Below are 25,948 nucleotides of genomic sequence, written 5' to 3'. Positions count from 1 at the left end.
GGAAGCCGTATAGGAGCAAGGCAATTAAAAAACCTCTGAGATTATTCTCAGAGGTTAGAAGATAACTAGTTACTATTTTCAACTGCTGCAGTCACAAAGGCAGTGTAGAGTTCTTCTGGACGGTTTGGACGGCTGGAAAGTTCAGGGTGATACTGACAAGCCACAAAGAATTTATTTTCAGGAATTTCCACAATTTCGACCAAACGATTGTCTGGAGAAACTCCTGAGAAGACAAAACCTGCTGCCTCAAACTGTTCACGAAAGGCATTGTTAAACTCATAACGGTGACGGTGACGGCGTTGCACCACTTCTTGATTATGGTAAGCAGCTGCTGCCTTAGAACCACGTTTCAACTTAGATGGATAAAGTCCCAAACGAAGGGTTCCACCCATATCTTCAACATCAACCTGGTCACGCATAATATCAATGATAGGGTATTTTGTATCTGGTGCAAGTTCTGCAGAATTTGCACCTTCAAGACCCAAAACGTGACGAGCAAACTCGATACAAGTCAACTGCATTCCCAAGCAGACTCCCAACATTGGAACATCATTCTCACGCGCATAGCGGATGGCTTGGATTTTTCCTTCCGTACCACGTTGACCAAAACCGCCTGGCACGATGATTCCGTCCGTATCCGACAAGAGCTCTGCTACATTCTCTGCTGTCACATCATTGGCGTTGATCCAATTAATCTTCACTTCTGCGTCGTTGGCATAACCAGAGTGTTTCAAGGCTTCAACCACTGAGATGTAGGCATCTTGCAACTCCACATACTTACCGACAAGGGAAATTTTAACTTGTTTTTTCAGGTTCATGACCTTGTCCACCATAGCTGACCATTCTGTCATATCCGCTGCTGGTGCGTCTAATTTCAAATGGTCACAAACAATTTGGTCCATGCCTTGTGCCTGCAAATTTAGTGGAATTTGGTAAAGGTGTTCGACATCCAAAGACTCGATAACAGCTTCTGGAGCCACGTCACAAAACTGAGCTAGTTTGTTTTTAATGCCTTGACCAGCTGGTTTTTCTGTACGAATGACCAACATATTTGGCTGGATTCCCAAACCACGCAATTCTTTTACAGAATGCTGAGTAGGCTTGGTCTTCATCTCACCAGCAGCCTTGAGGTAAGGAAGCAAGGTTGTATGGATGTACATGACGTTATCTGCACCCACATCTGCCTTCATCTGACGAAGGGCCTCTAGGAATGGCAAGGACTCGATATCTCCAACGGTTCCACCAACCTCTGTGATAATAACATCAGAGTCAGTCGTTACAGCAGCACGCTTGATTTTTTCTTTCAAAGCATCTGTGATATGAGGAATGACTTGGACAGTTGCGCCAAGGTACTCGCCACGGCGTTCTTTACGAAGAACTTCACTGTATATTTTACCAGTTGTCACATTGGAATATTTGTTAAGATTGATATCGATGAAACGTTCATAGTGACCCAAGTCCAAATCTGTCTCAGCCCCATCATCTGTCACAAAGACTTCCCCATGCTGGTAAGGACTCATGGTTCCCGGATCGATATTGATATAAGGGTCAAACTTTTGAATGGTTACTTTTAGACCACGATTTTTCAAGAGACGGCCCAGACTTGCTGCGACAATCCCTTTCCCAATAGACGATACCACACCACCAGTTACAAAAATATATTTCGTAGACATAGATTCCTCTTTCTAAAATGCTCAAGGCCTTGTTAACTACGAGGGGACATAGAAAACAAGACCCTTATGGATAACGACTTTTCAAGAAAACTTCCTGAAAAAACAAAAATAGCTCCCTAGTAACTAGAGAGCCCCGACCTCTAAAAGAGGTGCCCGAACAATATAATACCTCAAAGCAGAACATTTGTCAACCCGAATCGGTAAAACCTGAAAATAAGAAGATTACTTTCAGAAAACCAACTAAAAATCCGCATCCAAACGGATGACCTGCTCAAGGAACAAAAAGGAGATCTTACGATCTCCTCTGTGAAGTCTTTTACTCTTCTTCACTCGTTTCAGCGTCATCGTCAGAAAACTCGTCGTCTTCTTCGTTGAGATCCACGTCTTCACCCAAGTCATCAGGGGCGATTTCGTTGATTTCTGCATCGTAAGCTTCCACTTCATTTTTCTCATCATCTGGATTTTCATCATCATAAGAAAGAGCTGGGTCTGCTTCGTATGCATCTTCGTCTTCTGGATCATCTGCGTTGTAGTCAATGGCATCTGAATCACCATCCATAAAGGCATTGACACGTTTTTTCTTAGCTTTTGGAGCTACTTCATCGTCGTCACTTTCTTCAAGAGCGATGATTTCTTCGTCGATTTCGTCTACACCATACCATGAACGAAGGCCCCATTTATTGTCTCCAAGTGAGATGAAGCTACCGTCAAAGTTCAACTCTGTGTAGAACAAAGGCAAAGCTTCGCGGATATCGCTGTTTGATGTTCCAAGGTAGTTTTGAATTTCGTTTACAAGATCGCTAAAATGCATCTCATGATCGCGACCACGAAGTTCCAAGATAGCACGCGCTACCTCAATCATAGATAGTTCACTTTTTTCTTGCCCAGCAAATACTTCTAATTCCAAAGCGTTTCTCCTCATTTTTACTACTATCGCCAGAGTGAACAGACTCTGACCTCATTTTATCATGTACTCTTTATTGTACGATAATTTTGCGGAATAGTCAAAGGTTAAATGGGAGAAAGTGGCAGGACTTTTTATTTCTTTGCTACCCAGCCAATGGCATCGCTTGGTGGAGTTTTAAGAACAAATTGACTGAGTTTTTTATGTGGTAAGATGATTTCTAAAATATTGATTTTTCTAGTATAACATGAATAAAAAAATAAATACTATTTTATAGATTAAACTCTTGCTTAATACCATTGACTGTATTAATTAGTGACGGTTCTCTTAATTCAACATCTTCAAAATCACTCTCATCTAAACCGTTTTTAATTAAATAATAGGAGATGTTTTCGTTAGTAGAGTAAGCAAATTGATATTTTGGGAATTTTATGAAAAACGGCTTTTGACTATATACGGCTAATTCTTTTTTATTACTTAAGATTTTCACTCGATAGCTTAGTGAAATAGGAGCATCTACTAAAATATTAAACCGAAATGTATTTTCACCCTTTGACAACATATGATTAATTGTGAATTTATAACATTTTTGCTTATATGGGGACACCAATTCTACAATCGGAATTATGGTTCTATCAATCGGAACTGTACCTCCTCCCATATTTCTACAAAAGCATTTCCCAGATGACACATAAGGAATTTCAATTTCACTTTCAACTGTTTTCGTAAACTTGTTTATTAATTCCAATTTTACCAACTGTTTACAATCTGGGAAATCATCAGAAAAGTGTTGGCTTATAGTATAATCTGTTAGGTCTATAGAAAATATTTTTTTTATATCACCTCCTTGTAAATTCTTAATTTTTGATTCATCTTCAAAAATTAGTATTTTCTCATTGCTATCTCTGTTCAAGTACCAACAAAATAACTGATAGTCTACTTGATTACTACACTTATTCCCATTATTAAACATCACAAAGTCTACTCTTTGATTTGGGGAATCGAAACCTTTTTGTACAATCGTATCTTCATAAGAGTAATCAAGAACCTCGATGTCGTCAATCACCAATTCATGTATTAGTAATTCATCTTTTGGATTTTTAATAACAAGTTCATTTTCTACATAATTTATAAAATCATTTGAGTCAGGATAAACAGGTATTTGATTCCCACTAATGAATTTAGGAACATTTCTGATATCAATTTTTTTAATTTTTATTTTTTGAAATCTAGTATAGATATACTTTTTAAAAAGCAAGAATATAGATGATATCGATATTGAAAATATCCAAAAATAAATGTTTGATAACAATCCTATTAATACTTGTTCATTTCCATCTGATGTTAACACTGTTATTTCTCCTTTGAATCTGTATATTCATTATACCAGAAAAACACGGCATCTAGCCGTGTTTCTGTGTTTATTTCACGAGTTTCTTCATCTCATCAATACGCGCTACGGTCGCGTCGTACTTAGCTTGATAGTCGGCTTGTTTGTCGCGTTCTTTTTGGAAGACTTCTGGTTTGGTATTGGCTACGAAGCGTTCGTTAGAGAGTAGTTTCTTATCGAGACAGGCCAGTTCATCTTTAACATTGAGGATATCTACTAACTGAGGTATATCTATAATTCCACATTTTTGAATCATGTAATATTAATTTCTACACACCCATTAAAAATTCGAATTTCAGATTTGTATTTATTTATATCTGAAACCCAATTTGTTTGAAACAATTCTTAAATTCCTCCATATTGTCAATTTGATTTGCATCAATCAATACTATTAATTCTTCTTCAGCTCGGGAGCAACCAACATAAAAAAGTTTGTAAGCTGTTAAAACAGATCTAACCGTATTATTGTTAAATATAATTTTCATATCCGCGAGACAAGTTTTCTCTTGAAATTGAAGCGTATTTTGATTCAAGCAGATAAATTTAAAGTATTCATTATCTAAATACTTGTTATAGATATTTTGAAAATCATCAAAGTATTGTTTTCTATCCCCTGCTTTAATTTTACTTATTTTTTTTTCTAGTTTCTCTTCTAGTGATAAAATATCACGATTAAAATCATAATAAAACTGTTGAAAACTATCAAAATTAAATTTATTTTGAGTATAAAAACATGCAAACAGGTTCAGAAACTCATATATCTTGATACCTGGATTATTTGAATTTTCAGCTACAAATAATATCTTTTTATGTCCTTCTCCTTTAACCCCATGTTGTGTTGACACCATAGGGTTTCTATTATATACATCTATTAGTTTAAATAATTCAATTGAAGAGCAAAATAAATCAGTATAAAGAAAATCTCCGTTTTTGTCATATAAAAATATAAATTTATAAAAGTCATTACCAATAACTTTTTTAGTTACCAATTCTTGGATTACAATTCCTAAAGGTTCCTTAGATTTCAGAAGCCTAACAAAGACATCCATTTTTTCTTTCAGCTTTACCTTATCCTCATGAAATTCAATTTTCAAAAGGCTACTATCAAAAACTGAAATAGATTTACCAAAAGGTAAGTTTTTTTTTACTATTTTTTAATAGTCGTATCATTTCGCCATAATTTTTATTATGATATTCACTCAATACTTGAAATAGCAAACTTAGAAAAGACATTAGCTCATCAGGATTTTCATCATAGTTACTGTTAACCAGAACATCCATTACACTAATACGACCATTATTAGGGTATATTTTCTGATATTTTTTATAGATTTCTTCAGCAGATTTCCCACTATTATTAATGTTATCGAACCTCTTACTATTAACAGTTCTTAATTTATAAAACTTCTTGTAAACTTCGCTATTATTAGATAAATACGTCTCAATATTATCTGTAGAGACCAATTGAGGTAATTGACCTTTTTTACCTATATAAGAGTTCTGTGGAACCCTAGAAACAGATAAGTATAAATGATTTAACAGATCAACTATTTCTTTAGAAGAGCGATAATTTGTGGTAAAGGTTTGAGAGAGGCTACTATCAAATTCACCAAATTCACTTTCAAATGAACCATCATATTTGTTATAAATTTCTTGCATTTTATCCCCAAGAAAATATACTTTTGTTGAACTGCCCCTAGCAGAATTATAAAAAAACCTCAAAACTTCTGTACTTGTATCTTGAACTTCATCTATGAAAATGTAATTATACATTTCACGCAATTTAAAACCAATTTTAGGAAATCTTTCTATTAACTTAAATGAAAAGTATAATAAATCGTCATGAGATAAACCTCCATCTAACACAAAAGAACTCTGACGCTCATTGTAATAAATTTTCAAATTTGATTTTATTATTTCTTCAGAAACATCGCCATCTACTGAAAATCTTTCCTTATACCGTTCTACTAATGTCCCACTGTTATCGAGTGTAGTTTTAATTTCTTCTTTATAAATTTCAAAATAAAAATTTATAATTTTATCGTTACTAAAGAACGGCTTTAAAAAATCGTTTAAAAAACTATGAATAGTTGATATTTCAACATTTGGAGAAATAATTCTTTTCTGCATTACCTCTGAAGCTCTATTAGTATAGGTAATACACAAAATTTTAACAAATGGTTCATTATTTAAAATTCCATTAATAGTTTTACTAATAAAGTAAGTTTTGCCACTTCCAGCAGGAGCATTTATATTGTAGAAGTTATTTTGTTGTTGAGCCACGTTAATCCCTCCTCGATATAATTAGGCAACACTTCAATTACTTTATCTTTAAAAATAATTGAGTACATTAGATTTGTTTTATCAATAATTGAAACTAAATCCCTTATTGAACGTTTTGGTTCACAATTTTCTTTGAATTCCTCATACTCAGCATACTCTTCAGGATGGTTATCTCTCAGATAGTCAATTTTCCTATTTTCTTTTGATATATCTAATCTATTATATATTTCCTCTCTCTTCATGCTACACTCTTTACCAGAAGTAATTTTAGGTAGTCTCAATTCAAAAGATTCATTAAATTTGTCCCACTCCGATTTGTTAAATTTTTCAAACACACTTTCTATTTCCTCTGTTGGAGAAATCATTTTATATAATAAAGCATCTTCTAATGTTCTAGCATATCCATCTTTATCTGTTTGGGTAAAAATTTCTATATTCTTTTCTCTATCTTGACTTTGTTGTTGATAAATGCCGGCAACATCTTTATTGTCAGCAGGTAATATTGAATTTAAAGTCGTATTAGAAGATTTATCACTATCTATTCCCTCTAATTCCTCTCTTTCTTTATCGTAATCAATATCAGTAAAGACACAGGCCATCATTCTCAATTCATTTAATAGTGGAAAATATTTATGTGCATAAGCACCACCACATTGACAATAACTTAAATATTGACGAGCTAAATTACTGTACTTTGAATTTTTTCTATTAATCAAACTTTCAAAATACATTCGCTCTGCATCTCCTTCATAAAAAATAACAGCATCTGAAAAAATTAAATCTGCGAAATTTAGCTTAAAGAATGTTTCATAAAATTCTTTTTCTCCATTATTGTTAATAAATTGATGTAAATCAACAATACGATTCATAAAGTTTTTTTCTGAACGAATTACCTTTATATCATTAACATCTACATTTTTCACAATTTCAGTGGAATGAGTTGTAATAATCCCCTGTAGATTTTTTTTGCTACTAAAAATCGTTTCAATATAACTAACTAGCACTTTCTGCATTTGTATATGCATATGTGCTTCAGGTTCTTCTATAACAAATAAATTTACAGTATTTGGTTGAATAGTTCTACTAAATCTATCAATTTGAAGACTCATATAAATCAAATTACTAATACCAAGACCTTGGGATTCTTCAGTTAAATTAAACAAAAAATCATCAGTACTATGTGAATAATTAATTAATAAACTATCCTTAATCAAGTTCAATAAGTTCTTTTCGTTAAAATGAAATTTCGCTTCTAAAGCTTCAATTTCATTTTTTGATACATTATCTAGACTATCTTTTAAGTCAGATAAAATATTTTGTGTTTCGTTTTGAAAACTAGAATCAATTTCTGATTCAGCCAAATCATTAGCTATTTTATTTTTCAATTCATTAAATTTACTATCCCATACAGAATCACGGTTAGTAGAATCGGATGATGAAATAATTGATGTAGTTATCTTTTTATTTTTAAGATTTTCATCATCTAGTTCTCTATCAGCAGATATATATTCAAAATGGAATAATTTTTTAAAATCTTTATATTCAATAATTTTCTTATTATTGAAATCCTTATCAGCATAAAAATAAATACTTTCTGTATTTTGTTCTATGATTTCTTGAAGTATTGTAGCTGATTTGGTATCTTGTTTAACAAATTCTTCTTTTATTGCCTCTGCATTGAGTTTATAATTGTATTCAAAATAAAAATTCCGCTTATCATCATCAAGATCCATGAGGTAGTTTGCAAATAAACCAATTGATTCTTCCAAGTCATAGGACAATTCAAATTGAACTTTTATTTTTATTTGTTCATTAATATAATCTATAAATTCAATGAACTTTTCGTCATTAAAATCTGAGGAAAAATCTAATTCCTTGACTCTGTTATCCAACAGGGATTTTAATGTGATAGAAAAATCTTTAAAACCCTCTGATTTTCTTGTTTTATTATTAAAAATAATGTCTAGCAACTGAATCAGAGAAGTTTTTCCACTATTGTTAGCTCCTGCTAAAATAGCAAAATTTCCATGATTTAAATTTATTGCACTCTTATTAAAGCGTCTATATCCCTCGATAGTAATTTTATCAATTCTCATAAAAATTTTTCCTTTTATCAAAAAGTAAGCGTTATCAAAAAATGTTGAAAGATAAACCTAAATCATAATATTTAGGTTTATCTTTCTGTGTTTATTTCACCAATTTCTTCATCTCATCAATACGTGCGACGGTCGCGTCGTACTTAGCTTGGTAGTCGGCTTGTTTGTCGCGTTCTTTTTGGACGACTTCTGGTTTGGCATTGGCTACGAAGCGTTCGTTAGAGAGCTTCTTGCCGACCATATCCAGTTCTTTTTGCCATTTAGCTAGTTCCTTATCAAGACGAGCCAGTTCTTCTTCGACATTGAGGAGGTCTGCCAGTGGCAGGTAGAGTTCTGCTCCTGTGATGACGCTTGACATTGCGAGTTCAGGTGCAGGGATGGTTGATGCGATTTCCAAGTGTTCTGGATTTGTGAAGCGTTTGATGTAGTTGACATTACTGTTAAAGAAGGCTTCTAAGTCGCTATCGCTTGTCTTAACAAGGATTGTGATAGGCTTGCTTGGTGCTACGTTAACTTCCGCACGCGCATTACGAACAGCACGGATCAAGTCTTTGAGGCTTTCGACACCAGTGTGGGCAGCAAGGTCTTCAAAGGCTGGGTTAACAGTTGGGTATTCCGCTGTAACGATAGAGCCTTCTGAGATTTGTCCAAAGATTTCCTCTGTCACGAATGGCATAATTGGGTGAAGGAGACGAAGGATCTTGTCCAAAGTGTAAAGGAGAACAGAACGTGTGATGACTTTCTCTTCTTCGTTATCGCTATAAAGGACTTCCTTGGTCAACTCAACATACCAGTCCGCAAACTCGTCCCAGATGAAGTTGTAGAGGATGTGGCCAGCGACACCAAACTCAAATTTATCAAAGTTTTCAGTAACTTTGCCGATCGTTTCATTGAGGTTGTGGAGAATCCAGCGGTCTGTGACATTTCCAGATTCCTTATTGGCAACTTTTTCAACATTGGCAGTTGCTTGCTTAAGGGTCAAGCCTTCATTGTTCATGAGAATGTAGCGAGAGATGTTCCAGATCTTGTTAATGAAGTTCCAAGAGGCATCCATTTTCTCGTAAGAGAAGCGCACGTCTTGCCCTGGTGCAGAACCGTTTGAAAGGAACCAACGAAGGCTATCTGTTCCGTACTTATCAATAACATCCATTGGATCAATCCCGTTACCGAGAGATTTCGACATCTTGCGTCCTTGCTCATCACGAATGAGACCATGAATCAAGGCATTTTTGAATGGCGACTTGCCAGTAAATTCCAAACCTTGGAAAATCATCCGAGACACCCAGAACGGAATAATATCATAACCAGTCACCAAAGTTGATGTTGGATAATAACGTTTAAAGTCTTCTGAGTCGACATCCGGCCAGCCCATGGTTGAGAATGGCCAAAGAGCCGAACTGAACCACGTATCCAAGACGTCTTCGTCCTGAGTCCAACCGTCACCTTCTGGAGCTTCTTCGCCGACATATATTTCACCCTCAGCATTGTACCAAGCAGGGATTTGGTGACCCCACCAGAGCTGACGAGAGATTACCCAGTCGTGGACATTTTCCATCCATTGAAGGAAGGTATCATTGAAACGAGGTGGGTAGAATTCTACCTTGTCCTCTGTATCTTGGTTGGCAATGGCATTTTTCGACAATTGGTCCATCTTGACGAACCATTGCGTAGATAAGCGTGGCTCAACCACAACACCTGTACGCTCTGAGTGACCAACACTGTGAACACGTTTTTCGATTTTTACAAGGGCACCGATTTCTTCCAACTTAGCAACGACGGCCTTACGAGCATCAAAACGGTCCATGCCTGCAAATTCGAAGGCAAGCTCATTCATAGTTCCGTCGTCGTTCATGACGTTTACTTGTGGCAAGTTGTGACGTTGACCAACCAAGAAGTCGTTTGGATCGTGGGCAGGCGTGATTTTCACGACACCTGTACCAAACTCAGGATCTGCGTGCTCATCCCCAACGATTGGAATCAATTTATTAGCGATTGGAAGGATGACATTTTGTCCAATCAAGTCCTTGTAGCGTGGGTCTTCTGGATTGACCGCAACGGCAACGTCCCCAAACATGGTCTCAGGACGAGTTGTCGCCACTTCAAGGGCGCGTGAACCATCTTCTAGCATATAGTTCATGTGGTAGAAGGCACCTTCAACGTCCTTGTGGATTACCTCGATATCAGAAAGGGCTGTGCGAGCTGCTGGGTCCCAGTTGATGATAAACTCACCACGGTAGATCCAACCTTTCTTGTATAGGTCCACAAAGACCTTACGAACGGCTTTAGACAAACCTTCGTCAAGAGTGAAACGCTCACGAGAGTAGTCTACAGAGAGCCCCATCTTGCCCCATTGTTCCTTGATAGTAGTGGCATATTCGTCTTTCCATTCCCAGACCTTATCGAGGAATTTTTCACGACCCAGGTCATAACGCGTAATGCCCTCACCACGCAAGCGCTCCTCAACCTTAGCTTGAGTCGCAATCCCAGCGTGGTCCATCCCTGGAAGCCAAAGCGTATCAAAACCTTGCATGCGTTTCTGACGGATGATGATATCTTGCAAAGTCGTATCCCAAGCGTGACCAAGGTGGAGTTTCCCAGTTACGTTTGGTGGTGGAATCACGATTGAATAAGGCTTAGCCTTTTGATCGCCTGAAGGCTTGAAAACATCAGCATCAAGCCATTTTTGGTAACGACCAGCCTCAACCTCGGCTGGATTGTATTTAGGTGAAAGTTCTTTAGACATGTGTTTGTCCTTTCTAGTTAATTTCTAAGCTACTTTGATAAGAATCTAAAATGTCAATAGTATCTCTTATAATAGGGCTCTGTGTGGCTTTGTAAAGAGATTTATTCCCAATAATATAAAACTCTTCTTTAGCTCTAGTCGCTGCAACGTTTAAAATATTGGGTTCAGAGACAGCCCAGCGAGCAGCCCCCTCACTCATATTATCTGCTCCAAGCACAAAATATACAATCTTATTTTCTTTTCCTTGGAAAGTATGTACCGTCCCTACATTTATAGGTTTTCCATTCTCCCGCTTTGTGAAACCGATTTTATCTAGTTCTTTTGCTAGTTGAACCGATACATTTTTAAAAGGAGTAATGACATAAATATCATCAAATTCCTCATGTCTTTTCTGCAACTCTTCTTTCAAATAATCAGCTTGCTCAGGAACAAATTTATCCTTAGCACCTCCACCAACGTCAAACCATTCTCCCAGACCTCGAGCTTCTTCCTTTCCTTGAACCATTAAATTATCATAAGAAATTTTATTGGAAATACTGAACATCGGATCACTAGAACGACGATGAACCCAGAGAGGAAGTCCTATCCATGTCCCATCTTGTTTTTTAAAACCATATCTACTAGCAGAATCCATCAATTCTTGCGTTGATGACACAAGATATTTAGAGGCTATCTTGTGGTGCTGTGCTAAAAATCCTAAAATATTTTTATCCATAGTCTGTACTGGTTGTATTTGAGAAGGATCCCCAACAGCCATAATATGCTTACTTCTAAAAATAGCCCCCACACTTGCTTGAGGTAATGCCTGACCCGCTTCATCAATAAATACATTACCGATACTATTTTCAGGCAAACACCGAAACATGGAATTAAAGCTTGCAAAAGTTGTACTAATAACTGGAACAGTGAAATTGACCCAATTCCACGCAGCTTTATATAAATCACTAGCATTATCTCTCATTGAATAGTTTTGAGGCTTCTCCCAAATCCATAATGCTTTTTCAAAATGCTTTTTATTGTCATATATAAATTGCTTCCTAACTGCCAGTGCTTTAATAAACAAACGACTCTGCTCTTCTCGATAGTCATCATCAAACCAAAAATTTGATACTTGTAGTTCTTCATATGGAACAGAAAAATTCAACTTTTTAACAGGGTATGTAGCAAGTTCCGATTGTAATTTCAAAATTTTTTCCTGATGACGAATTAATTTATCTTCTTGTTTAGATTTCCATTCATTATACCTCTGTTGCCTTTGACTCAATTGATTTAATTCAAGTTCATGCATTTTTATCTCTTTTTGCAAACCGTGGCAATATTGACTTTCATCATGTACTTTCTTCAGTTCTGCTTTTAGACTTTCATTCGCTTGATTCAATCTCGTAAAATAAGTATCTAATTTCGATGGTGTGAAAAGTCTTTTTAACCATAAGAAACGTGGAGCTTGTAATTTTATCAACTCAACATCTTGTGCTGCTATCTGTTTGTTAACATTTAACATAGAAATAAGACGCTCATGCTCAAACAGCTCAGATTCTATTTCCTTTTTACTATTTTCTAATTGAATATGTTTATCCCGTATTTTAGATAGTTCTGAACGTCTTTGGGCATCATCCTGATGAAACTCTATCTCAACCTGTTGGTAAGCATTTTTCAATTTTACATGCAATCGAATCTTATCTGCTATATCTTGCATCTTTTCTCTTTTATCAAATAGCTTCTGATATTGAATTTTAAACTCTTCGTATACTGATGGATTCGATTGAAATTTATCCGAATTCAACTCTTGTCGTATTGCTTTTAAAACATTTTGCAGACGGTCTCTATTCTGTTTTTTTCCACCTTCTATCGAAAACAATCCCCAATATTTTTTGTCGTTAGAAACATCTTCATCTTCTAACAATAAATCATTACTGATTTCAGCAAAATAATCAATTTTCTTTAATTCATCTAACCAATTTAATTTCTGATAAATTTCTTTTCCTTGGGGTAATTCATTAACAATATTTTTAACAGCACCATTATTAGAACTTGCAACTACGATTCCTTTTTCTGCAATTTCTTTTGGTAATTTTGCAATAAGATCTAGTTTGTCATGACAAACTAGATTCCCTTTAAGCTTAGGAGCCGATAATTCACTAATAATTCTCGCCTGTTCCGTTACCAAATCTGCAAAAATATCTTTTAAAAGTGTCGTTTTACCAGTCCCCGGAGGACCATTGACACTTCTCATATCTTCATCCACATTCGAAGCTAAATTTACAGCTACTTGTTGCATCATGGAAAGAGCATATTTAGGGTTACTAGGAAATCTTCCTAATGGATAATTTTTCGGTTCAAGTATAGTTTCTAAATCTTTGGGATTAAAATAGGATGATTCTTTATTGCCGTCCAGATTAACCCTTACAGAATCGAATCCTGATAAATAACGATTGAGATTTTCATTATAAATTGATTTTGCATATTTCAAATCCTTTAGAAAAAATGAATGTAAATTTATTTCGTCAGCAAAATTCTTAACAAAATAATATCTGCAATCACTTGGTGAAATCTCATACTTTTTGAGAAGTTTACTAAAAACTTCATTGAACTCTCCATCAAGAAACGCCTGACCTAACTGTTCTCGAAGCTCATTTTCTGCTATTAAGAAATCTTTAGGCAATTCCCCATTTTTGAAAATTTGCCCACTCATGGTTAAAAAAAACTTATCAGCTAAGAACTTCAAATCTTTATCAAAGTATAGAGCAAAAGTAAATTTATAAGAAGCTCTTCCCAATTCTTCCTCCGTCGCCTTTAAATTGTATTTGCCTCTTAACACTTCAATAATTTTTCGAAAAGGGAAAATTCCACAATAAACAGCAATCCCTGAACTGGATTTTAATTTTTGACGTTTAAAAAAATCTTTTAATATTGATTGATAATCATCACCTTGAAAAATCTTATACTTAGAATCACTTTTTTCAATATTCCCTTCTGATAATTGTTCTACTGTAATCCAAGCATCTAATATTTGATTATGACTACTTCTCATCATGTCTCCCTTAAAGCATATAAAAACAAGAATATATCTTACTCATTAAAAACTCTCCCACTCACTCCTCAGCAAGCCATATATCAGACTGTCACAACGGTTGCCTTGGGCATCTTTGCGGTCTCTTATGCGAGCTTCAAGGGTAAAGCCAAGTTTCTCTGCAACTCGTTGACTTTGAAGGTTATAACCAAAGCAAGTCAGTTCAATCTTATGCAGATTCAATTCTTTAAAAGCTAGGTCAATCAAGGCACGCGCTGCTTCTGGAACATAACCTAGACCCCAATGGTCTGGATTTAAGATATAGCCAATCTCCAAGACATCATCCTCGTGACGACGAGGGAAATCAACAGAGCCGATGACCTTATCGGTTCCTTTAGCGACAATTCCATAGCCCGCTGGGAGATTGTTCTTTTCATTACGCTCGGGCAGAATATGCTCTAGATAATAAATCTCATCTTCCAAGCTCTTGACGGGCGGAAAGCCTGCTGGGTAGGAAACTTCTGACCTACTGGCATAGTCAAAGATATCCACAACATCAGCCACGGTACGGACTCGCAAGACCAGACGCTCGGTCTCTATTCGTTCTGGCAACTCTGCTCTTGTCATCCTTCTACCTCTCTTTCTACAAAAAATCGCCCCTGCCATATCCATGACAGGGACGAATGTGTTTATCCGCGGTACCACCCAATTTCGGGCAGAGACGCCCGCAACTCTCGTCTTTATAATAAAAAGACAATATTATTTCATTTTTCATCCATCAGCAACCAGTTTTGACACATTTGTGGACTTCTCAGCACCGCCACTTTCTGTAAAATGTGAGACTCAAAACACCTCTAATGGCTCTATTGTAGCAAGTTTTTGACGGAAATGCAAGGGACAAGAAAAATTACTTGAAGCTGATTCCGTGCTCTTTTAATTTCTTGATGGTAGCTGGGCCGATTCCTTTCAAGGCAAGGAGTTCTTTTTCTGTCCAGTTTTTGAAGTCAGAAGCTGACTTGATGCCTTCATCATAGAAAGTCTTAGCGCGATCTACTGAGAGGCCACCCAAAGTAGCTGCGAAATCTTCTACTGAATTCGCCACTTTTTGAGCTTGTTCCTTGGTCGCTTCTACTGCTTGTTCCACTTTTTTAGAGACAACTTTTCCTGCTTGGCTGGCAGATTTTTCTGCATGTTTCACGACTTTCTTAGTCTCTTCGACAACCTTGGTCACCGTACTTGAAAATGCACCTGAGCGACGAAGGCTATTTCGCAATTGTTTTTTACGTTGGAGTTTCTTTGACATGATAAAATCCTTTCAATAAAAAATCCCTGCTCTGACAAGGATTTAATAAAGATATTCTATCAAGATTTTGGGAAAAAATCAAGAAAGTATCTGTATTTTAATAGTTTCGCTCACCAAACAAGCCTTCTGGCAGATCATGAAATCCCTTGCCTGCTTTGAAGTTTTCAAACTTACCAAGCAAAAACTGATAAGCATCCAAGCGACTCTCGTAGCGAATCATGGCATCTTTAGCACGCTCGTCTTGGTCTTCTTCGTAGACTTTTTGACTTTCCTTGTGCGCCATGTCGTTGATCATGATCTGGGTATTGACCCAGGCTTCAAATTCCTTCATAAATTCTTGTTCGTAACTCATTGCTTCTCCTTATTCTAATCCACGGAAGTAGTCCGTATCAATCTCACGATAGGGCTGAATATCCTGAACATACTCTAGCACGCCTTGAAATTCTCCGTTCTCATCGTGTACCGCAGCATAGGTGATGTGGACAAACTTACCTCGCGACTCTGACTTGAACCACATTTCATACTTGTCCTTTTTACCTTCACGAAGACCTTGCATAACAGCCTTCACCTTGTCTAAGTACTTGGGCGGATGACAGAGTTCAACATTGCGTCCGACTTGAGATGGCGTCCGTTTGAAAATCATCTCATCAGCTGGCGCATTGTCATTGTAATACTGGAAAATATCGTCTTTATTGACAAAAGTAATCTCCATAGGGAGGTGATTGAGGATGAGGTTGGCCTGCTCGACTGATAGATAGCCATTGCCAAAAGCCTGTTGGCTATGGCGGTCCAGCACTGCTTCCTTTTCCTTAGGGGTAAAGGTAATGGTGAACTGGCCTTCTGGTGTATCGATAACTTGCTGAACTTGACCTTCTGCCGTGTCTAGTTGAACAGGTTCCTCTGCACTCTTTTCCTCAAGGAAACTCTGGCGTTCTGGAACCCATTTCTCAGACGGACGGACGATGGCATAGCCGTAAGCATCGCTCTCCTCCGCAATCTGAAGCCAATCATCCTGGGTGAAAGACTCAAGGAGAATCATGAGAAGGATGGACTCTTCCTTGAAAATCATACTTTCAAACTCTGTCGCAAAAGCTTCAAAGGCCTCCTTTACAGTGGAAATCGCCACTTCAGGTAGTGACTTGGCTGTCGTTAAAGCTGTTTGAAAGAGTTCTCTGATCTGATCATCCACTCCCCACATAACTTTTGGGGGTGAATCGTGACCATAGCGCTCCATGATGGGGAAAAAGAGCTCTTCCTTGCGCTGGTAGTGGATGTCAAATTGCCCCAACAGCCCCATTTGACGGACCAAGCCCTTGCGCATCTCTGCCAGCATTTCCTCATCTTCCATAGACTCATAGGTATCCAACAGTCTCCGAATGCGAATCAAAGCTGCACGGAGAGCCAGATTTTCATCCTTGAAGACGCGAACTGGGTGGCCAGGGTGTTCAGTATCCTCCACTTCGACGCCCTTAACAGCATTTTTAAAAAGATTGGCATGGACATCACAGAGCTCCATGACATCTTCAAAGGTAACACCTGAGTCTGAGTTCATCAGCTCGTGCTCCATGAGGGAAATCTCGATGGCTGAAACACCCGTAAAAGTCGCATCAAAACGCTCCTGAACTGACTCAGGAGAGGCACCATTGTGCAATTCTAACAAAATATCCCGTAGGATATGAATCCGTTCATCTGCCATTAGTCTAATCCAATCACTTCGTAGCCATTCGCTTCTAGCGTGCGGACAATCTTGTCCATAGGCGTTCCTTCGAGTTTAGAACCCTGCTTAAGCGATACTTTGCGACCGACTGTATTGCGCATCAAGGGATTAGCAAGTGGTTTAAAACCGAGCTCCACTAGGATTTCCAAAACTTCTGGGTGCTTGTCTACCACTTCTGCAACGGGTATTGACACATCGATGATATTGTCCATGACGACCTCCATTGTATGTTCTAATACTCAATGAAAATCAAAGAGCAAACTAGGAAGCTAGCCGCAGGTTGCTCAAAACAGTGTTTTGAGGTTGTGGATAGAACTGACGAAGTCAGTAACCATACCTACGGCAAGGTGAAGCTGACGTGGTTTGAAGAGATTTTCGAAGAGTATAAAATGATTTTACTGCTTATATTATACCACATGGGAAGAGATTAAAAAACTAGCAGCGGAGTTCCTGCTAGTTTCTTTCATTTCAAGTTATTCCTTATCATCTGGTTTTACGAGCCAGTGAGCCGTATCCATTAACTTATCTACAAGAAATAACTTCCCTAGACCAACAACAAGATTGTCATCTTTTTTCATTGTTTTCATCACTTTTAAACCTTGCATTGTAAAAAAGTAATTCCCGTAAGTCTTGGCTAGAATTTTAATGAATCCCATATTACTCTCCTTCGATGATTTCGACCTCTTTTCGAATAGTATCAACGTCTCTTTGATATTGCACTTCATTGTAGTTGACTAGCTTGGACAATTCCTGTTGCAATCTTTCTCCCATCGGTTTCATGGTCGCAAAGGTTAAGCCACCAGAAATGACTCCACCTAGGATAGGGATCACTTTCCCCATCCCTTTGGCTAGGCCTCCTTTTGTCAGATTAACACCAAAAATTTTCAAAATTTTCTCTAAAATAGGATACCAGAGCGTCTTTGTCAAAGCTTTCTTGTTCACTACTTTTATGACTTGCTTGGCTACTGTCACACCACCTGATCGAAGCAGAGCACCTGCACCATTTACTCCCAGCATCACACCGAGATACAGTAGGAGTGTGTTTTTAGCTTCCTCGCTTAACTCATTGCGCGATGCCCAAAGATCATCAAATCCGTAAATATACCCTAGTTCCTGAGCTAGTTTTAATGAGAAAGCGTAAAACTGGGCTACATCTGTTGGAATGGTGATCGCCATGGCAAGACCTCCAGGTAGACCTGCCAATACCGAAGTGCCGCTGGCCAGCAATACATTGTCCTTAATACAGGCCTTTGCCACTCGGTCCAAGCTTTCCTGAGGTAACAAAGAAGTCGGCCCTTGTTCTAATAAGGTTGCAATATCCTTACGGTCTAATTCCTTTGAAAACTTTTCTACTAAAAATTTCTCTCGATCAACTTTGACCACGGGTAATTTCACCACTTGTTGCAGTACTTGCATAGCTATATCTTGTTTAGCCATATGTTTCTCCGTTTTTCATTCATATCAAGCTTTATCATATCATACTATTTGAAATTTACAAATTTTTTAAACCGATTTTTATCAGATAGATACATCGTCAAATAGCAATGATCATACTCTGGTAACAAAAAAGAGGGTTCCCCCTCTTTCTTATTTCTTATCCAGATTGCGTAACATTTCGTCAATCTTGTTTCCATATTCGATGGATTCGTCTTTGACGAAGGTCAAGTCTGGAATTTTATACAATTTCAAATTGTGACCAAGCTCACGTTTGATAGTTCCGGTTGCTTTTTCAAGGCCAATTTGGGCCTTTTGATTATCTGAAGCAAGATTACTCAAAATGGTGTAGTAAACCTTGGCTACAGACAAGTCACCTAGCATCTGAACATCTGTGATGGTCACACCTTGGACACGCGGATCACGGACCTTCTTTTGCAAAATCTCATTGACTTCACGCTTGATTTCCATGCCCACACGATCCGTACGGAAATGATTTGCCATGCTATTCCTTCCTCTCTATTGAATCAAAAGCTAGGCCAGCAGACCTAGCTATTTTTAAACTTATTGATTTTCAGCTCAAATTGAAACGAAGTTCAATTTGAACTCATTCGCTTCTTTCGCTGTGGTGAAAGTGATTGAACTGCTAAAGCAGATCTATCACAGGGGATTTTTGAGACACTAGGCTCAAAAATAAGCAATGAAACCATTGGTTTGCTTGCGTCCCTCACCACCTAAGAAAGGAGCAAAAATCTTAACGTTTGATTTCTTCCATGACATAAGCCTCAATGACATCATCCATCTTGATATCATTGTAGCCCTCAATCATCAATCCACCTTCACGACCGTTTGTAACTTCTTTCACGTCGTCTTTGTAGTGTTTCAAGCTTGCGAGTTCACCGTCATAGATAACAACACCGTCACGGATTACACGGACTTTAGAATCACGGGTAACCTTACCGCTAGTAACCATAAATCCACCGATAGTTCCCACTTTAGACACCTTAAAGGTTTCACGGATAAGAGCTTCACCGATGATTTTTTCTTCAAATTCAGGATCCAACATCCCTTTCATGGCTTCTTCCATCTCTTCAATAACCTTATAGATAATGCTGTGGAGACGGATTTCGACATCGTCAGCATCTGCTTGTTGACGAGCTTGTGGTGTAGGGCGGACGTTGAAACCAACGATAAAGGCATTTGAAGCTTCCGCAAGAGTCACGTCAGATTCATTGATGGCACCGACCGCAGAGTGAACGATAGTAACTTTTACTCCTTCTACATCGATCTTTTGAAGTGAGGCAGAAAGGGCTTCAACAGAACCTTGTACGTCGGCCTTGATGATAACGTTAACAGACTTAAGCTCACCAGCTTTAAGCGTATCAAAGAGGTTTTCAAGGCTGACACGTTGGGTAGCTTGACGTTGTTTCATGAGGGCACGTTTTGCACGCTCTTCACCGGCTGCACGCGCAGATTTTTCATCTTCGTAAACAGCAAAGTGGTCACCCGCCATTGGCGCTTCGTTCAAACCTGTGATAGAAACTGGCGTTGATGGTCCAGCAACCTTGACACGACGACCAAGGTCATTGGTCATGGCACGGACACGTCCGAAAGTATTACCAACAACGATTGGGTCTTGGACATTCAAGGTACCTTGTTGAACAAGGAGGGTTGCAACCGCACCTTTACCTTTATCCAAGCGAGCTTCGATAACAGTACCGATGGCACGAACGGTTGGGTCTGCTTTGAGCTCTTGAATTTCAGCTACAAGAAGAACAGTTTCCAAGAGTTCATCGATATTTTGGTTGAATTTGGCTGAGATTTCTACAAACTCAGAATCACCACCCCAGGCAGTTGACATAACACCGTGTTCAGCCAATTCGCCGATTACACGTTCTGGATTTGCACCTGGCTTATCAATCTTGTTAATAGCAACGATGATTGGAACATTAGCTGCTTTTGAGTGGTTGATAGCTTCGATAGTTTGAGGCATAACCCCGTCATCTGCCGCTACGACCAAGATCGTAATATCGGTAACAGAGGCACCACGTGCACGCATAGAAGTAAAGGCCGCATGTCCTGGTGTATCAAGGAAGGTAATCTTCTTGCCATTTTCCTCAATCTGGTAGGCACCAATATGCTGAGTGATACCACCTGCTTCTCCTGTAGCGACACGAGAATTACGTAAGGTATCCAAAAGGGTTGTTTTACCATGGTCAACGTGTCCCATGATAGTTACAACTGGTGGACGTTCAACCAACTTGTCTTCATTTAGATATCCATCTTCTACGAAGAAACGTTCAATATCCGCATTGTCCACTTCTACCTTTTGTTTAGCTTCAATTCCATAATCAACCATGAGGAGTTCGATTGTTTCTCCATCCAAAGATTGGTTTTGAGTGGCCATAACGCCCATCATAAATAGTTTCTTAACAATCTCAGCTGGTTCACGTTTGATACGTTTTGCGATTTCCGCAACAGTCATACCATCTGTATATTCAAATTCTGTTGGCAATTCATGGAATTTACGCTCTGTAATAGGTTTTGGAGCCTGATTACGGTTATTTTGTTTATTGCCTTTTTTATTTTTCTTGTTGTTATTCCAGTTACTATTTCTTTGATTTCTCACTTGATTCTGACTACTTCGATTCTTTTGTTGTTTTCTAGGACCATCTTCCTCATGATCGTAATCATCACGATCTTTGTCTGGTCGAGCTTGTTTTTTACGACGTGTATCCACTGGCGCTTCTTTCGCTACAGGAGCTACTGCTACAGCTGGCTGAGTTTGTTCAGCTAGTTTAGCAGCTTCCTCAAAGATCTCTTCTGGCTCCTTGCGTTTATTAGCTTGAGCCAAGGCTTCTTTGGCAACTTGAGACTGTTTGAAGCGTTCCTCGCTTGAGCGTGCGTATTCTGCATTTTGCTCAGCCTTCAGAGCTGCTGCTCGAGCTTTAAAGTCAATACGAGGGCCAGCTTGGTTGGGACGATTATCAGCTTGTTGGCGATAATCATTGCCACGATTTCCTTGGCCTTGTGGTTTCTTCCCTTGGTCGTTAAAACGACGATTGTCACGGTTCCCTTGACCAGGTTTCCCACCGTTACGGTTATCGTTCTTTTGACGGTTACCGTTTTGTTGTTGATCGCGGTTGTTACCCTTGTTTTGCTTGCGTCTTTCCGCTTGCTCTTTGGCACGCGCTTCACGTTCCGCCTTAAAGTTTCGACTCTGCGGTCTTGCAGCTACAACTTTTTCTTCCTTAGAAGCTGCAGGTGTAGCTGGTTTGCTTTCTTCCTTAGCGACAACTGGTTTAGCTGATGCAGGCTTTTCAACTTTCTTTTCTACACTTGCTTTTGGTGCTGCAGGTTTTGCTTCTGCCTTAGGAGCAGGTGCAGGTTTAAAGCTAGCTGCGATTTGTTCAGCAGCAACTGCTTCTACGCTCGATGAGTGGCTTTTCACATCCAAGCCCAACTCTTTTGCACGCGCTACAACTTCTTTACTTTCTTTTCCAAGTTCTTTTGCGATTTCGTACAATCTTTTCTTAGACAAATCATGTCCTCCTCTTCTATTCCATAAGAGACCTCATTTTCTTTGTAAATCCAGCATCTGTCACAGCCAAAACCTTTCTCGATTTTCCGACTGCTATGCTTAATTCCAGTGTTGAAAACACGGTTATAACTTCTACTTGATAATAGTCACTTTTATCTTGAATTTTCTTGGTCAGATTGGGACCAGCATCATGGGCTAGAAAGACTAGCTTGGCTTTCTGGTCTTGGATGGCTTTAACCACCAATTCCTCTCCTGATATGATCCGGCCTGCTCGTTGAGCAAGTCCCAAGAGATTACTTATCTTTTGCTTATTCAAGTCCTAACTCTCTTCTTTTCACTTTGTGATCCACATAGGCGATCAACTCGTCATAAAAGCTTTCTTCCACTTCCATGTTAAAGCTGCGGTTAAAGACTTTCTTCTTTTTGGCCTCTAAGGCTTCTGCATTGTCTAGCTTGATATAAGCGCCACGACCATTGGCCTTGCCTGTCGGATCGATAAAGACCTGTCCTTCTTTGTTCTTGACAATGCGGAGCAAATCACGCTTATCAATCACTTCGTTGGATACAACAGACTTGCGCAAAGGGATTTTTCTTGTTTTCATCTTTCCCTCCTCTAGCAGCTTTTATTCTTCTGTCAATTCATCCGCAGCTGCGTAATCCACTTGACCGGCTTCTTCCATAGCTTCAAATTCGCTTGCAGACTTGATATCGATACGGTAACCTGTCAAGTGAGCCGCCAAGCGAACGTTTTGTCCACGACGACCGATCGCAAGAGAAAGCTTGTTATCAGGTACAACGACCAAGGCACGTTTGCTGTCGTTTTCATCAAAGATAACTTGGTCAACCTCTGCCGGTGCGATAGCATTATAGATAAATTCAGCTGGATCCGCTACCCACTCGATAACGTCGATGTTTTCTTCGACAGGAATCATACGGTCACTCTTGGCATCGTAACGAGCTGGGTGGAATTTGCTGGTGATTTTCTTGATATTAGCACCACCACGTCCAACGATTGTCCCGATAGCATCCACGTTAGGATTGTGGCTACGAACGGCAACTTTAGTACGGTCACCAGCTTCACGAGCTACGCTCATGATTTCAACCGTTCCATCGTACACTTCTGGAATTTCTTGTTCCATCAAACGTTTGATCATTTCTGGATGGCTACGGCTAACAAAGACGTTAACTCCACGAGGGTTGTCTTCGACTTTGTAAACATAGACTTCGATACGGTCGTGGGAAGCAAAGACTTCTCCAGGGATTTGGTCTTGTTTTGACAATTGGGCTTCGATGCTGCCAAGGTTGACATAGATAAAGCGGTTGTCAAATCGTTCTACTGTACCAGACATGATTTCTTGTTCATGTTCTTTGTAAGTATTGTAAGTGATGGCACGTGTTTGCTTGCGCATTTTTTCCATGATGGTTTGTTTGGCAGATTGGGCTGCTACACGACCAAACTCAGCTGGTGCTTCTTCAAACTTAATCTTGTCACCAAGCTCATAGGCTGAATTAATGGCAAGGGCATCTTTCAAGCTGATTTCCAAACGGCTATCAAATACTTCATCTACAACTTCACGGACAGTATAAACTGTAAAGTCACCTGTTTTTTCATTGAAGTCAATGGCTACGCTGTCTGATTGACCATAGCGTCTGCGATAAGCGGAACGAAGCGACTCTACTACTGCGTCGATGATGTCTTCTTTTTTGATTCCCTTGTCTTCTTCCAAAATGCGGAAGGCCTCTAGCATTTCTTTACTCATGTTCTTTTTACTTTTGAATCCTCAAAAGCTATCCTTTCTTTTCTATAGTTTTACTGCTAAACGTGCTTTTGATACTAAACTGTATGGAATTTGAACGGTTTTCTTACGTGTCTTGTCCATATACTCCATGGTCAACTCATCCTCTTCAAAGGATACCAAAGTTCCTTCAAAGACTTTTTGTTTATCAATGGCTTGGTAGAGCCCAATATGGATGTATTTCCCAACAGCTCCAGCGACAGCATCCTTGGTTTTCAAAGGACGTTCCAATCCTGGACTAGTGATTTCTAGAAAATATTGTTCTGGGAAGGGATCAGGCTTGATGGTGTCTAGGACAGGACTGATGATTTCTGTCAGGTCTGCCGTGTCGTTCAAGGTAATTCCTTCGGATTTGTCTACAAAAATACTGAGAATCATGTCACTGCCAATCTTTCCATACTCGATATCCACGAGTTCGAAAGGTGCTTGGATGACAGGTTCTACAACTTCTCTGACTAATTCTACGATTGTTGCGATTTCGTCCACCTCCTCATAAGCAAGAGGCGAAGATATTTCCCCGCCTCTCTTTCTCATATTCTTACTATCAGTATAGCACGTTTGTCAATTTATGTAAAGCATTAGCACTCAAACAGCTGGTTTTCAAGCTATTTCTTAAAATTCTGCTTCAACTCGGTAGATCACTTGACCCTTGTTGGAGAATTTTTGCTCATATTCCGTCATGACATTGCCTTCAAAATCACTGGCATGTAAGTCTAGCCAAACCCCATTGAGTTTCATCCCATACTGAGAAAAGCTCACTAGACTGTACTCAAATAAGCCACGGTTATCTGTCTTGAAATGGATTTCCCCATTCTCAGGCAAGATGCGCTTGAAGGTATCCAGGAAACTCTTGTAAGTCAAACGACGTTTTTCATGGCGTTTTTTAGGCCATGGATCTGAAAAGTTTAGATAGAGACGATCAATCTCACCATCTTCAAAGTAGTCTGTCAAATCTGAACCATCTACCCACAGCAATTTGATGTTGGGAACTCCAACTTCTAATACCTTATCCAAGGCATAACTTAATACCGACTTTTGGATATCAATCCCGATATAGTTGATGTCAGGGTTTTGCTTGGCCATTCCTGATACAAAGGCCCCTTTCCCACTCCCAACTTCAACATGAATAGGATGATCATTTCCAAACAAGTCTCGCCATTTCCCTTTAGCTTCCATGGGATTGAGGACCACATACTGGGGATTAGCCTCTAGTAATTCTGTCGCCCCTTTACGATTTCTAACTCTCATCTCTTCTTTCCATACTTGTCACGGAAGACACGCAAGGCATAAATCTCCCGGTTTACATTGTCTAAATCTTGATTTTCACAGTATTTGGCAATCTGGTTCAAGTAAGAATACTGACCATACCAATACAATTTATCTAACACTGTCTGATTGTACTTATAGCCGTAGTCTCTCAACCATTGACGCCACTGATGATCTGGAATGTAGTGGCATAGCAAATGCGCTACATCAAACATACGATCCGTCAGACGAACCGAATCCCAATCCACTAGATAAACGAGTCCACTCTCTGTCTCAATCCAATTACTATGGCGAAGATCACCGTGCACAATCGTTGCATGGTCTTCTCTAAAACCTGGAACCGTCTTACCTAGTTCAGCAATCACACTATTTAAGTAGTGATTCTGTTGCAAGATTTCTGGTACTTCTTGTTGCCAAGAACGCAATAAATCAACCGGTTTTTCCATGGTATATCCCAAACGACTCAACTGCTTCATCAAGGGACGCGAGCGGTGGAGACGGTTCAAGATTGTAATGATTTGTTTGCGATTCATATCGTAGGGAGTCAAGATTTTGCCAGTCAACCATTCTTGGGCACACATATCACGACCATCCGCTAAACGACGAGTCCATAGTAATTGAGGAGCGATTTGTTCTCTGGCTAGGCCAGGTAGGATTGGAGAGGTGTTCATTTTTACAAAGACGCGCTTCCCATCAGGGTAGCTTCCCATATAAGCCTTGCCGCTCTTCCCTGGTATCGGGGTCAGCGTTAGCTCATTATCACCCAAGTCCATTTCTTTCCTCCGTATAAAG

At 38.9% G+C, this 25,948-nt stretch carries 23 protein-coding genes and 1 pseudogene; all 24 read right to left on the bottom strand.

Features of this window, described 5'->3' with window-relative positions; all coding sequences use genetic code 11:
- Window positions 1-65 precede the first annotated feature (65 nt).
- Complete coding sequence (locus MK385_RS09660) at window positions 66-1,673, bottom strand: CTP synthase (protein WP_009730595.1); 1,608 nt, start codon at window positions 1,671-1,673, stop codon at window positions 66-68.
- Between the two features lie 316 nt (window positions 1,674-1,989).
- Window positions 1,990-2,580, bottom strand: a complete 591-nt coding sequence (gene rpoE, locus MK385_RS09655) for a DNA-directed RNA polymerase subunit delta (protein ID WP_000418415.1) — start codon at window positions 2,578-2,580, stop codon at window positions 1,990-1,992.
- A gap of 268 nt (window positions 2,581-2,848) precedes the next feature.
- Window positions 2,849-3,928, bottom strand: coding sequence for a hypothetical protein (locus MK385_RS09650; protein WP_247931522.1), 1,080 nt, complete (start codon window positions 3,926-3,928; stop codon window positions 2,849-2,851).
- 70 nt (window positions 3,929-3,998) lie between these two features.
- Window positions 3,999-4,187: pseudogene (locus MK385_RS09645) on the bottom strand (hypothetical protein); the annotation flags it as partial.
- A 91-nt stretch (window positions 4,188-4,278) separates the two neighbouring features.
- A complete protein-coding gene (locus MK385_RS09640) occupies window positions 4,279-5,061 on the bottom strand; it encodes a hypothetical protein (RefSeq protein ID WP_061853091.1) in 783 nt (260 codons plus the stop codon).
- A 28-nt stretch (window positions 5,062-5,089) separates the two neighbouring features.
- Window positions 5,090-6,250, bottom strand: coding sequence for a UvrD-helicase domain-containing protein (locus tag MK385_RS09635; protein ID WP_268725948.1), 1,161 nt, complete (start codon window positions 6,248-6,250; stop codon window positions 5,090-5,092).
- Window positions 6,217-8,346, bottom strand: coding sequence for an ATP-dependent nuclease (locus MK385_RS09630; RefSeq protein WP_247931524.1), 2,130 nt, complete (start codon window positions 8,344-8,346; stop codon window positions 6,217-6,219). Before MK385_RS09630 ends, MK385_RS09635 begins: the two co-directional genes overlap by 34 nt.
- Window positions 8,347-8,437: 91 nt before the next feature.
- On the bottom strand, window positions 8,438-11,089 hold the full coding sequence (locus MK385_RS09625) for a valine--tRNA ligase (protein ID WP_268725947.1): 2,652 nt from the start codon (window positions 11,087-11,089) through the stop codon (window positions 8,438-8,440).
- 13 nt (window positions 11,090-11,102) lie between these two features.
- Window positions 11,103-14,120, bottom strand: coding sequence for a DEAD/DEAH box helicase (locus MK385_RS09620; protein ID WP_268725946.1), 3,018 nt, complete (start codon window positions 14,118-14,120; stop codon window positions 11,103-11,105).
- A gap of 45 nt (window positions 14,121-14,165) precedes the next feature.
- Window positions 14,166-14,726, bottom strand: a complete 561-nt coding sequence (locus MK385_RS09615) for a GNAT family N-acetyltransferase (RefSeq protein ID WP_000196174.1) — start codon at window positions 14,724-14,726, stop codon at window positions 14,166-14,168.
- Window positions 14,727-15,006: 280 nt separating this feature from the next.
- Entirely contained in the window at window positions 15,007-15,402 is a 396-nt protein-coding gene (locus MK385_RS09610; protein ID WP_000038703.1) for a helix-hairpin-helix domain-containing protein, read from the bottom strand.
- A 97-nt stretch (window positions 15,403-15,499) separates the two neighbouring features.
- The gene (locus MK385_RS09605; protein ID WP_000119707.1) at window positions 15,500-15,754 is read right to left on the bottom strand and encodes a DUF1912 family protein; all 255 of its coding nucleotides are present in this window, start codon (window positions 15,752-15,754) and stop codon (window positions 15,500-15,502) included.
- Between the two features lie 9 nt (window positions 15,755-15,763).
- Entirely contained in the window at window positions 15,764-17,098 is a 1,335-nt protein-coding gene (locus MK385_RS09600; RefSeq protein WP_247929979.1) for a DUF438 domain-containing protein, read from the bottom strand.
- Window positions 17,098-17,331: a DUF1858 domain-containing protein gene (locus MK385_RS09595; protein ID WP_000368739.1), complete on the bottom strand. Its 234-nt coding sequence runs from the start codon at window positions 17,329-17,331 to the stop codon at window positions 17,098-17,100. Before MK385_RS09595 ends, MK385_RS09600 begins: the two co-directional genes overlap by 1 nt.
- 261 nt (window positions 17,332-17,592) lie before the next feature.
- Window positions 17,593-17,775, bottom strand: a complete 183-nt coding sequence (locus MK385_RS09590) for a hypothetical protein (RefSeq protein ID WP_268725945.1) — start codon at window positions 17,773-17,775, stop codon at window positions 17,593-17,595.
- A 1-nt stretch (window position 17,776) separates the two neighbouring features.
- Window positions 17,777-18,556 carry a hypothetical protein gene (locus MK385_RS09585; RefSeq protein WP_049550480.1) on the bottom strand — a complete coding sequence of 260 codons (780 nt, stop codon included), beginning with the start codon at window positions 18,554-18,556 and terminating at the stop codon, window positions 17,777-17,779.
- Between the two features lie 150 nt (window positions 18,557-18,706).
- Window positions 18,707-19,057 (bottom strand): 30S ribosome-binding factor RbfA, encoded by a 351-nt coding sequence (gene rbfA, locus MK385_RS09580; RefSeq protein WP_070460202.1) that lies wholly within the window; start codon window positions 19,055-19,057, stop codon window positions 18,707-18,709.
- Window positions 19,058-19,307: 250 nt separating this feature from the next.
- Window positions 19,308-22,094: a translation initiation factor IF-2 gene (gene infB, locus MK385_RS09575; RefSeq protein WP_268725944.1), complete on the bottom strand. Its 2,787-nt coding sequence runs from the start codon at window positions 22,092-22,094 to the stop codon at window positions 19,308-19,310.
- Between the two features lie 16 nt (window positions 22,095-22,110).
- A complete protein-coding gene (locus MK385_RS09570) occupies window positions 22,111-22,410 on the bottom strand; it encodes a YlxQ-related RNA-binding protein (protein ID WP_001041396.1) in 300 nt (99 codons plus the stop codon).
- A complete protein-coding gene (gene rnpM / locus MK385_RS09565) occupies window positions 22,403-22,696 on the bottom strand; it encodes an RNase P modulator RnpM (protein ID WP_000857560.1) in 294 nt (97 codons plus the stop codon). Before rnpM ends, MK385_RS09570 begins: the two co-directional genes overlap by 8 nt.
- Before the next feature lie 21 nt (window positions 22,697-22,717).
- Window positions 22,718-23,854 (bottom strand): transcription termination factor NusA, encoded by a 1,137-nt coding sequence (gene nusA / locus MK385_RS09560; protein ID WP_000032278.1) that lies wholly within the window; start codon window positions 23,852-23,854, stop codon window positions 22,718-22,720.
- 42 nt (window positions 23,855-23,896) lie between these two features.
- A complete protein-coding gene (gene rimP / locus MK385_RS09555; RefSeq protein WP_125441757.1) occupies window positions 23,897-24,376 on the bottom strand; it encodes a ribosome maturation factor RimP in 480 nt (159 codons plus the stop codon).
- Window positions 24,377-24,502: 126 nt separating this feature from the next.
- The gene (gene trmB, locus MK385_RS09550; RefSeq protein ID WP_268725943.1) at window positions 24,503-25,138 is read right to left on the bottom strand and encodes a tRNA (guanosine(46)-N7)-methyltransferase TrmB; all 636 of its coding nucleotides are present in this window, start codon (window positions 25,136-25,138) and stop codon (window positions 24,503-24,505) included.
- Window positions 25,135-25,929, bottom strand: coding sequence for a cell cycle regulator CcrZ (gene ccrZ / locus MK385_RS09545; protein ID WP_000363015.1), 795 nt, complete (start codon window positions 25,927-25,929; stop codon window positions 25,135-25,137). Before ccrZ ends, trmB begins: the two co-directional genes overlap by 4 nt.
- Between the last annotated feature and the right edge of the window lie 19 nt (window positions 25,930-25,948).

Origin of the sequence: Streptococcus oralis, assembly GCF_026782125.1 — a bacterium.
GTDB lineage: Bacteria > Bacillota > Bacilli > Lactobacillales > Streptococcaceae > Streptococcus > Streptococcus oralis_CE.
This window is presented reverse-complemented; position numbering and strand designations above follow the sequence as displayed.

Bases quoted from the DNA above. Each gene is read 5' to 3' on its own strand.
- MK385_RS09660 (WP_009730595.1), bottom strand. From the start codon at position 1,673: ATGTCTACGAAATATATTTTTGTAACTGGTGGTGTGGTATCGTCTATT.
- MK385_RS09630 (WP_247931524.1), bottom strand. From the start codon at position 8,346: ATGAGAATTGATAAAATTACTATCGAGGGATATAGACGCTTTAATAAG.
- MK385_RS09625 (WP_268725947.1), bottom strand. From the start codon at position 11,089: ATGTCTAAAGAACTTTCACCTAAATACAATCCAGCCGAGGTTGAGGCT.
- MK385_RS09620 (WP_268725946.1), bottom strand. From the start codon at position 14,120: ATGAGAAGTAGTCATAATCAAATATTAGATGCTTGGATTACAGTAGAA.
- MK385_RS09615 (WP_000196174.1), bottom strand. From the start codon at position 14,726: ATGACAAGAGCAGAGTTGCCAGAACGAATAGAGACCGAGCGTCTGGTC.
- MK385_RS09610 (WP_000038703.1), bottom strand. From the start codon at position 15,402: ATGTCAAAGAAACTCCAACGTAAAAAACAATTGCGAAATAGCCTTCGT.
- MK385_RS09605 (WP_000119707.1), bottom strand. From the start codon at position 15,754: ATGAGTTACGAACAAGAATTTATGAAGGAATTTGAAGCCTGGGTCAAT.
- MK385_RS09600 (WP_247929979.1), bottom strand. From the start codon at position 17,098: ATGGCAGATGAACGGATTCATATCCTACGGGATATTTTGTTAGAATTG.
- MK385_RS09595 (WP_000368739.1), bottom strand. From the start codon at position 17,331: ATGGACAATATCATCGATGTGTCAATACCCGTTGCAGAAGTGGTAGAC.
- MK385_RS09590 (WP_268725945.1), bottom strand. From the start codon at position 17,775: ATGGGATTCATTAAAATTCTAGCCAAGACTTACGGGAATTACTTTTTT.
- MK385_RS09585 (WP_049550480.1), bottom strand. From the start codon at position 18,556: ATGGCTAAACAAGATATAGCTATGCAAGTACTGCAACAAGTGGTGAAA.
- rbfA (WP_070460202.1), bottom strand. From the start codon at position 19,057: ATGGCAAATCATTTCCGTACGGATCGTGTGGGCATGGAAATCAAGCGT.
- rnpM (WP_000857560.1), bottom strand. From the start codon at position 22,696: ATGAAAACAAGAAAAATCCCTTTGCGCAAGTCTGTTGTATCCAACGAA.
- nusA (WP_000032278.1), bottom strand. From the start codon at position 23,854: ATGAGTAAAGAAATGCTAGAGGCCTTCCGCATTTTGGAAGAAGACAAG.
- trmB (WP_268725943.1), bottom strand. From the start codon at position 25,138: ATGAGAGTTAGAAATCGTAAAGGGGCGACAGAATTACTAGAGGCTAAT.
- ccrZ (WP_000363015.1), bottom strand. From the start codon at position 25,929: ATGGACTTGGGTGATAATGAGCTAACGCTGACCCCGATACCAGGGAAG.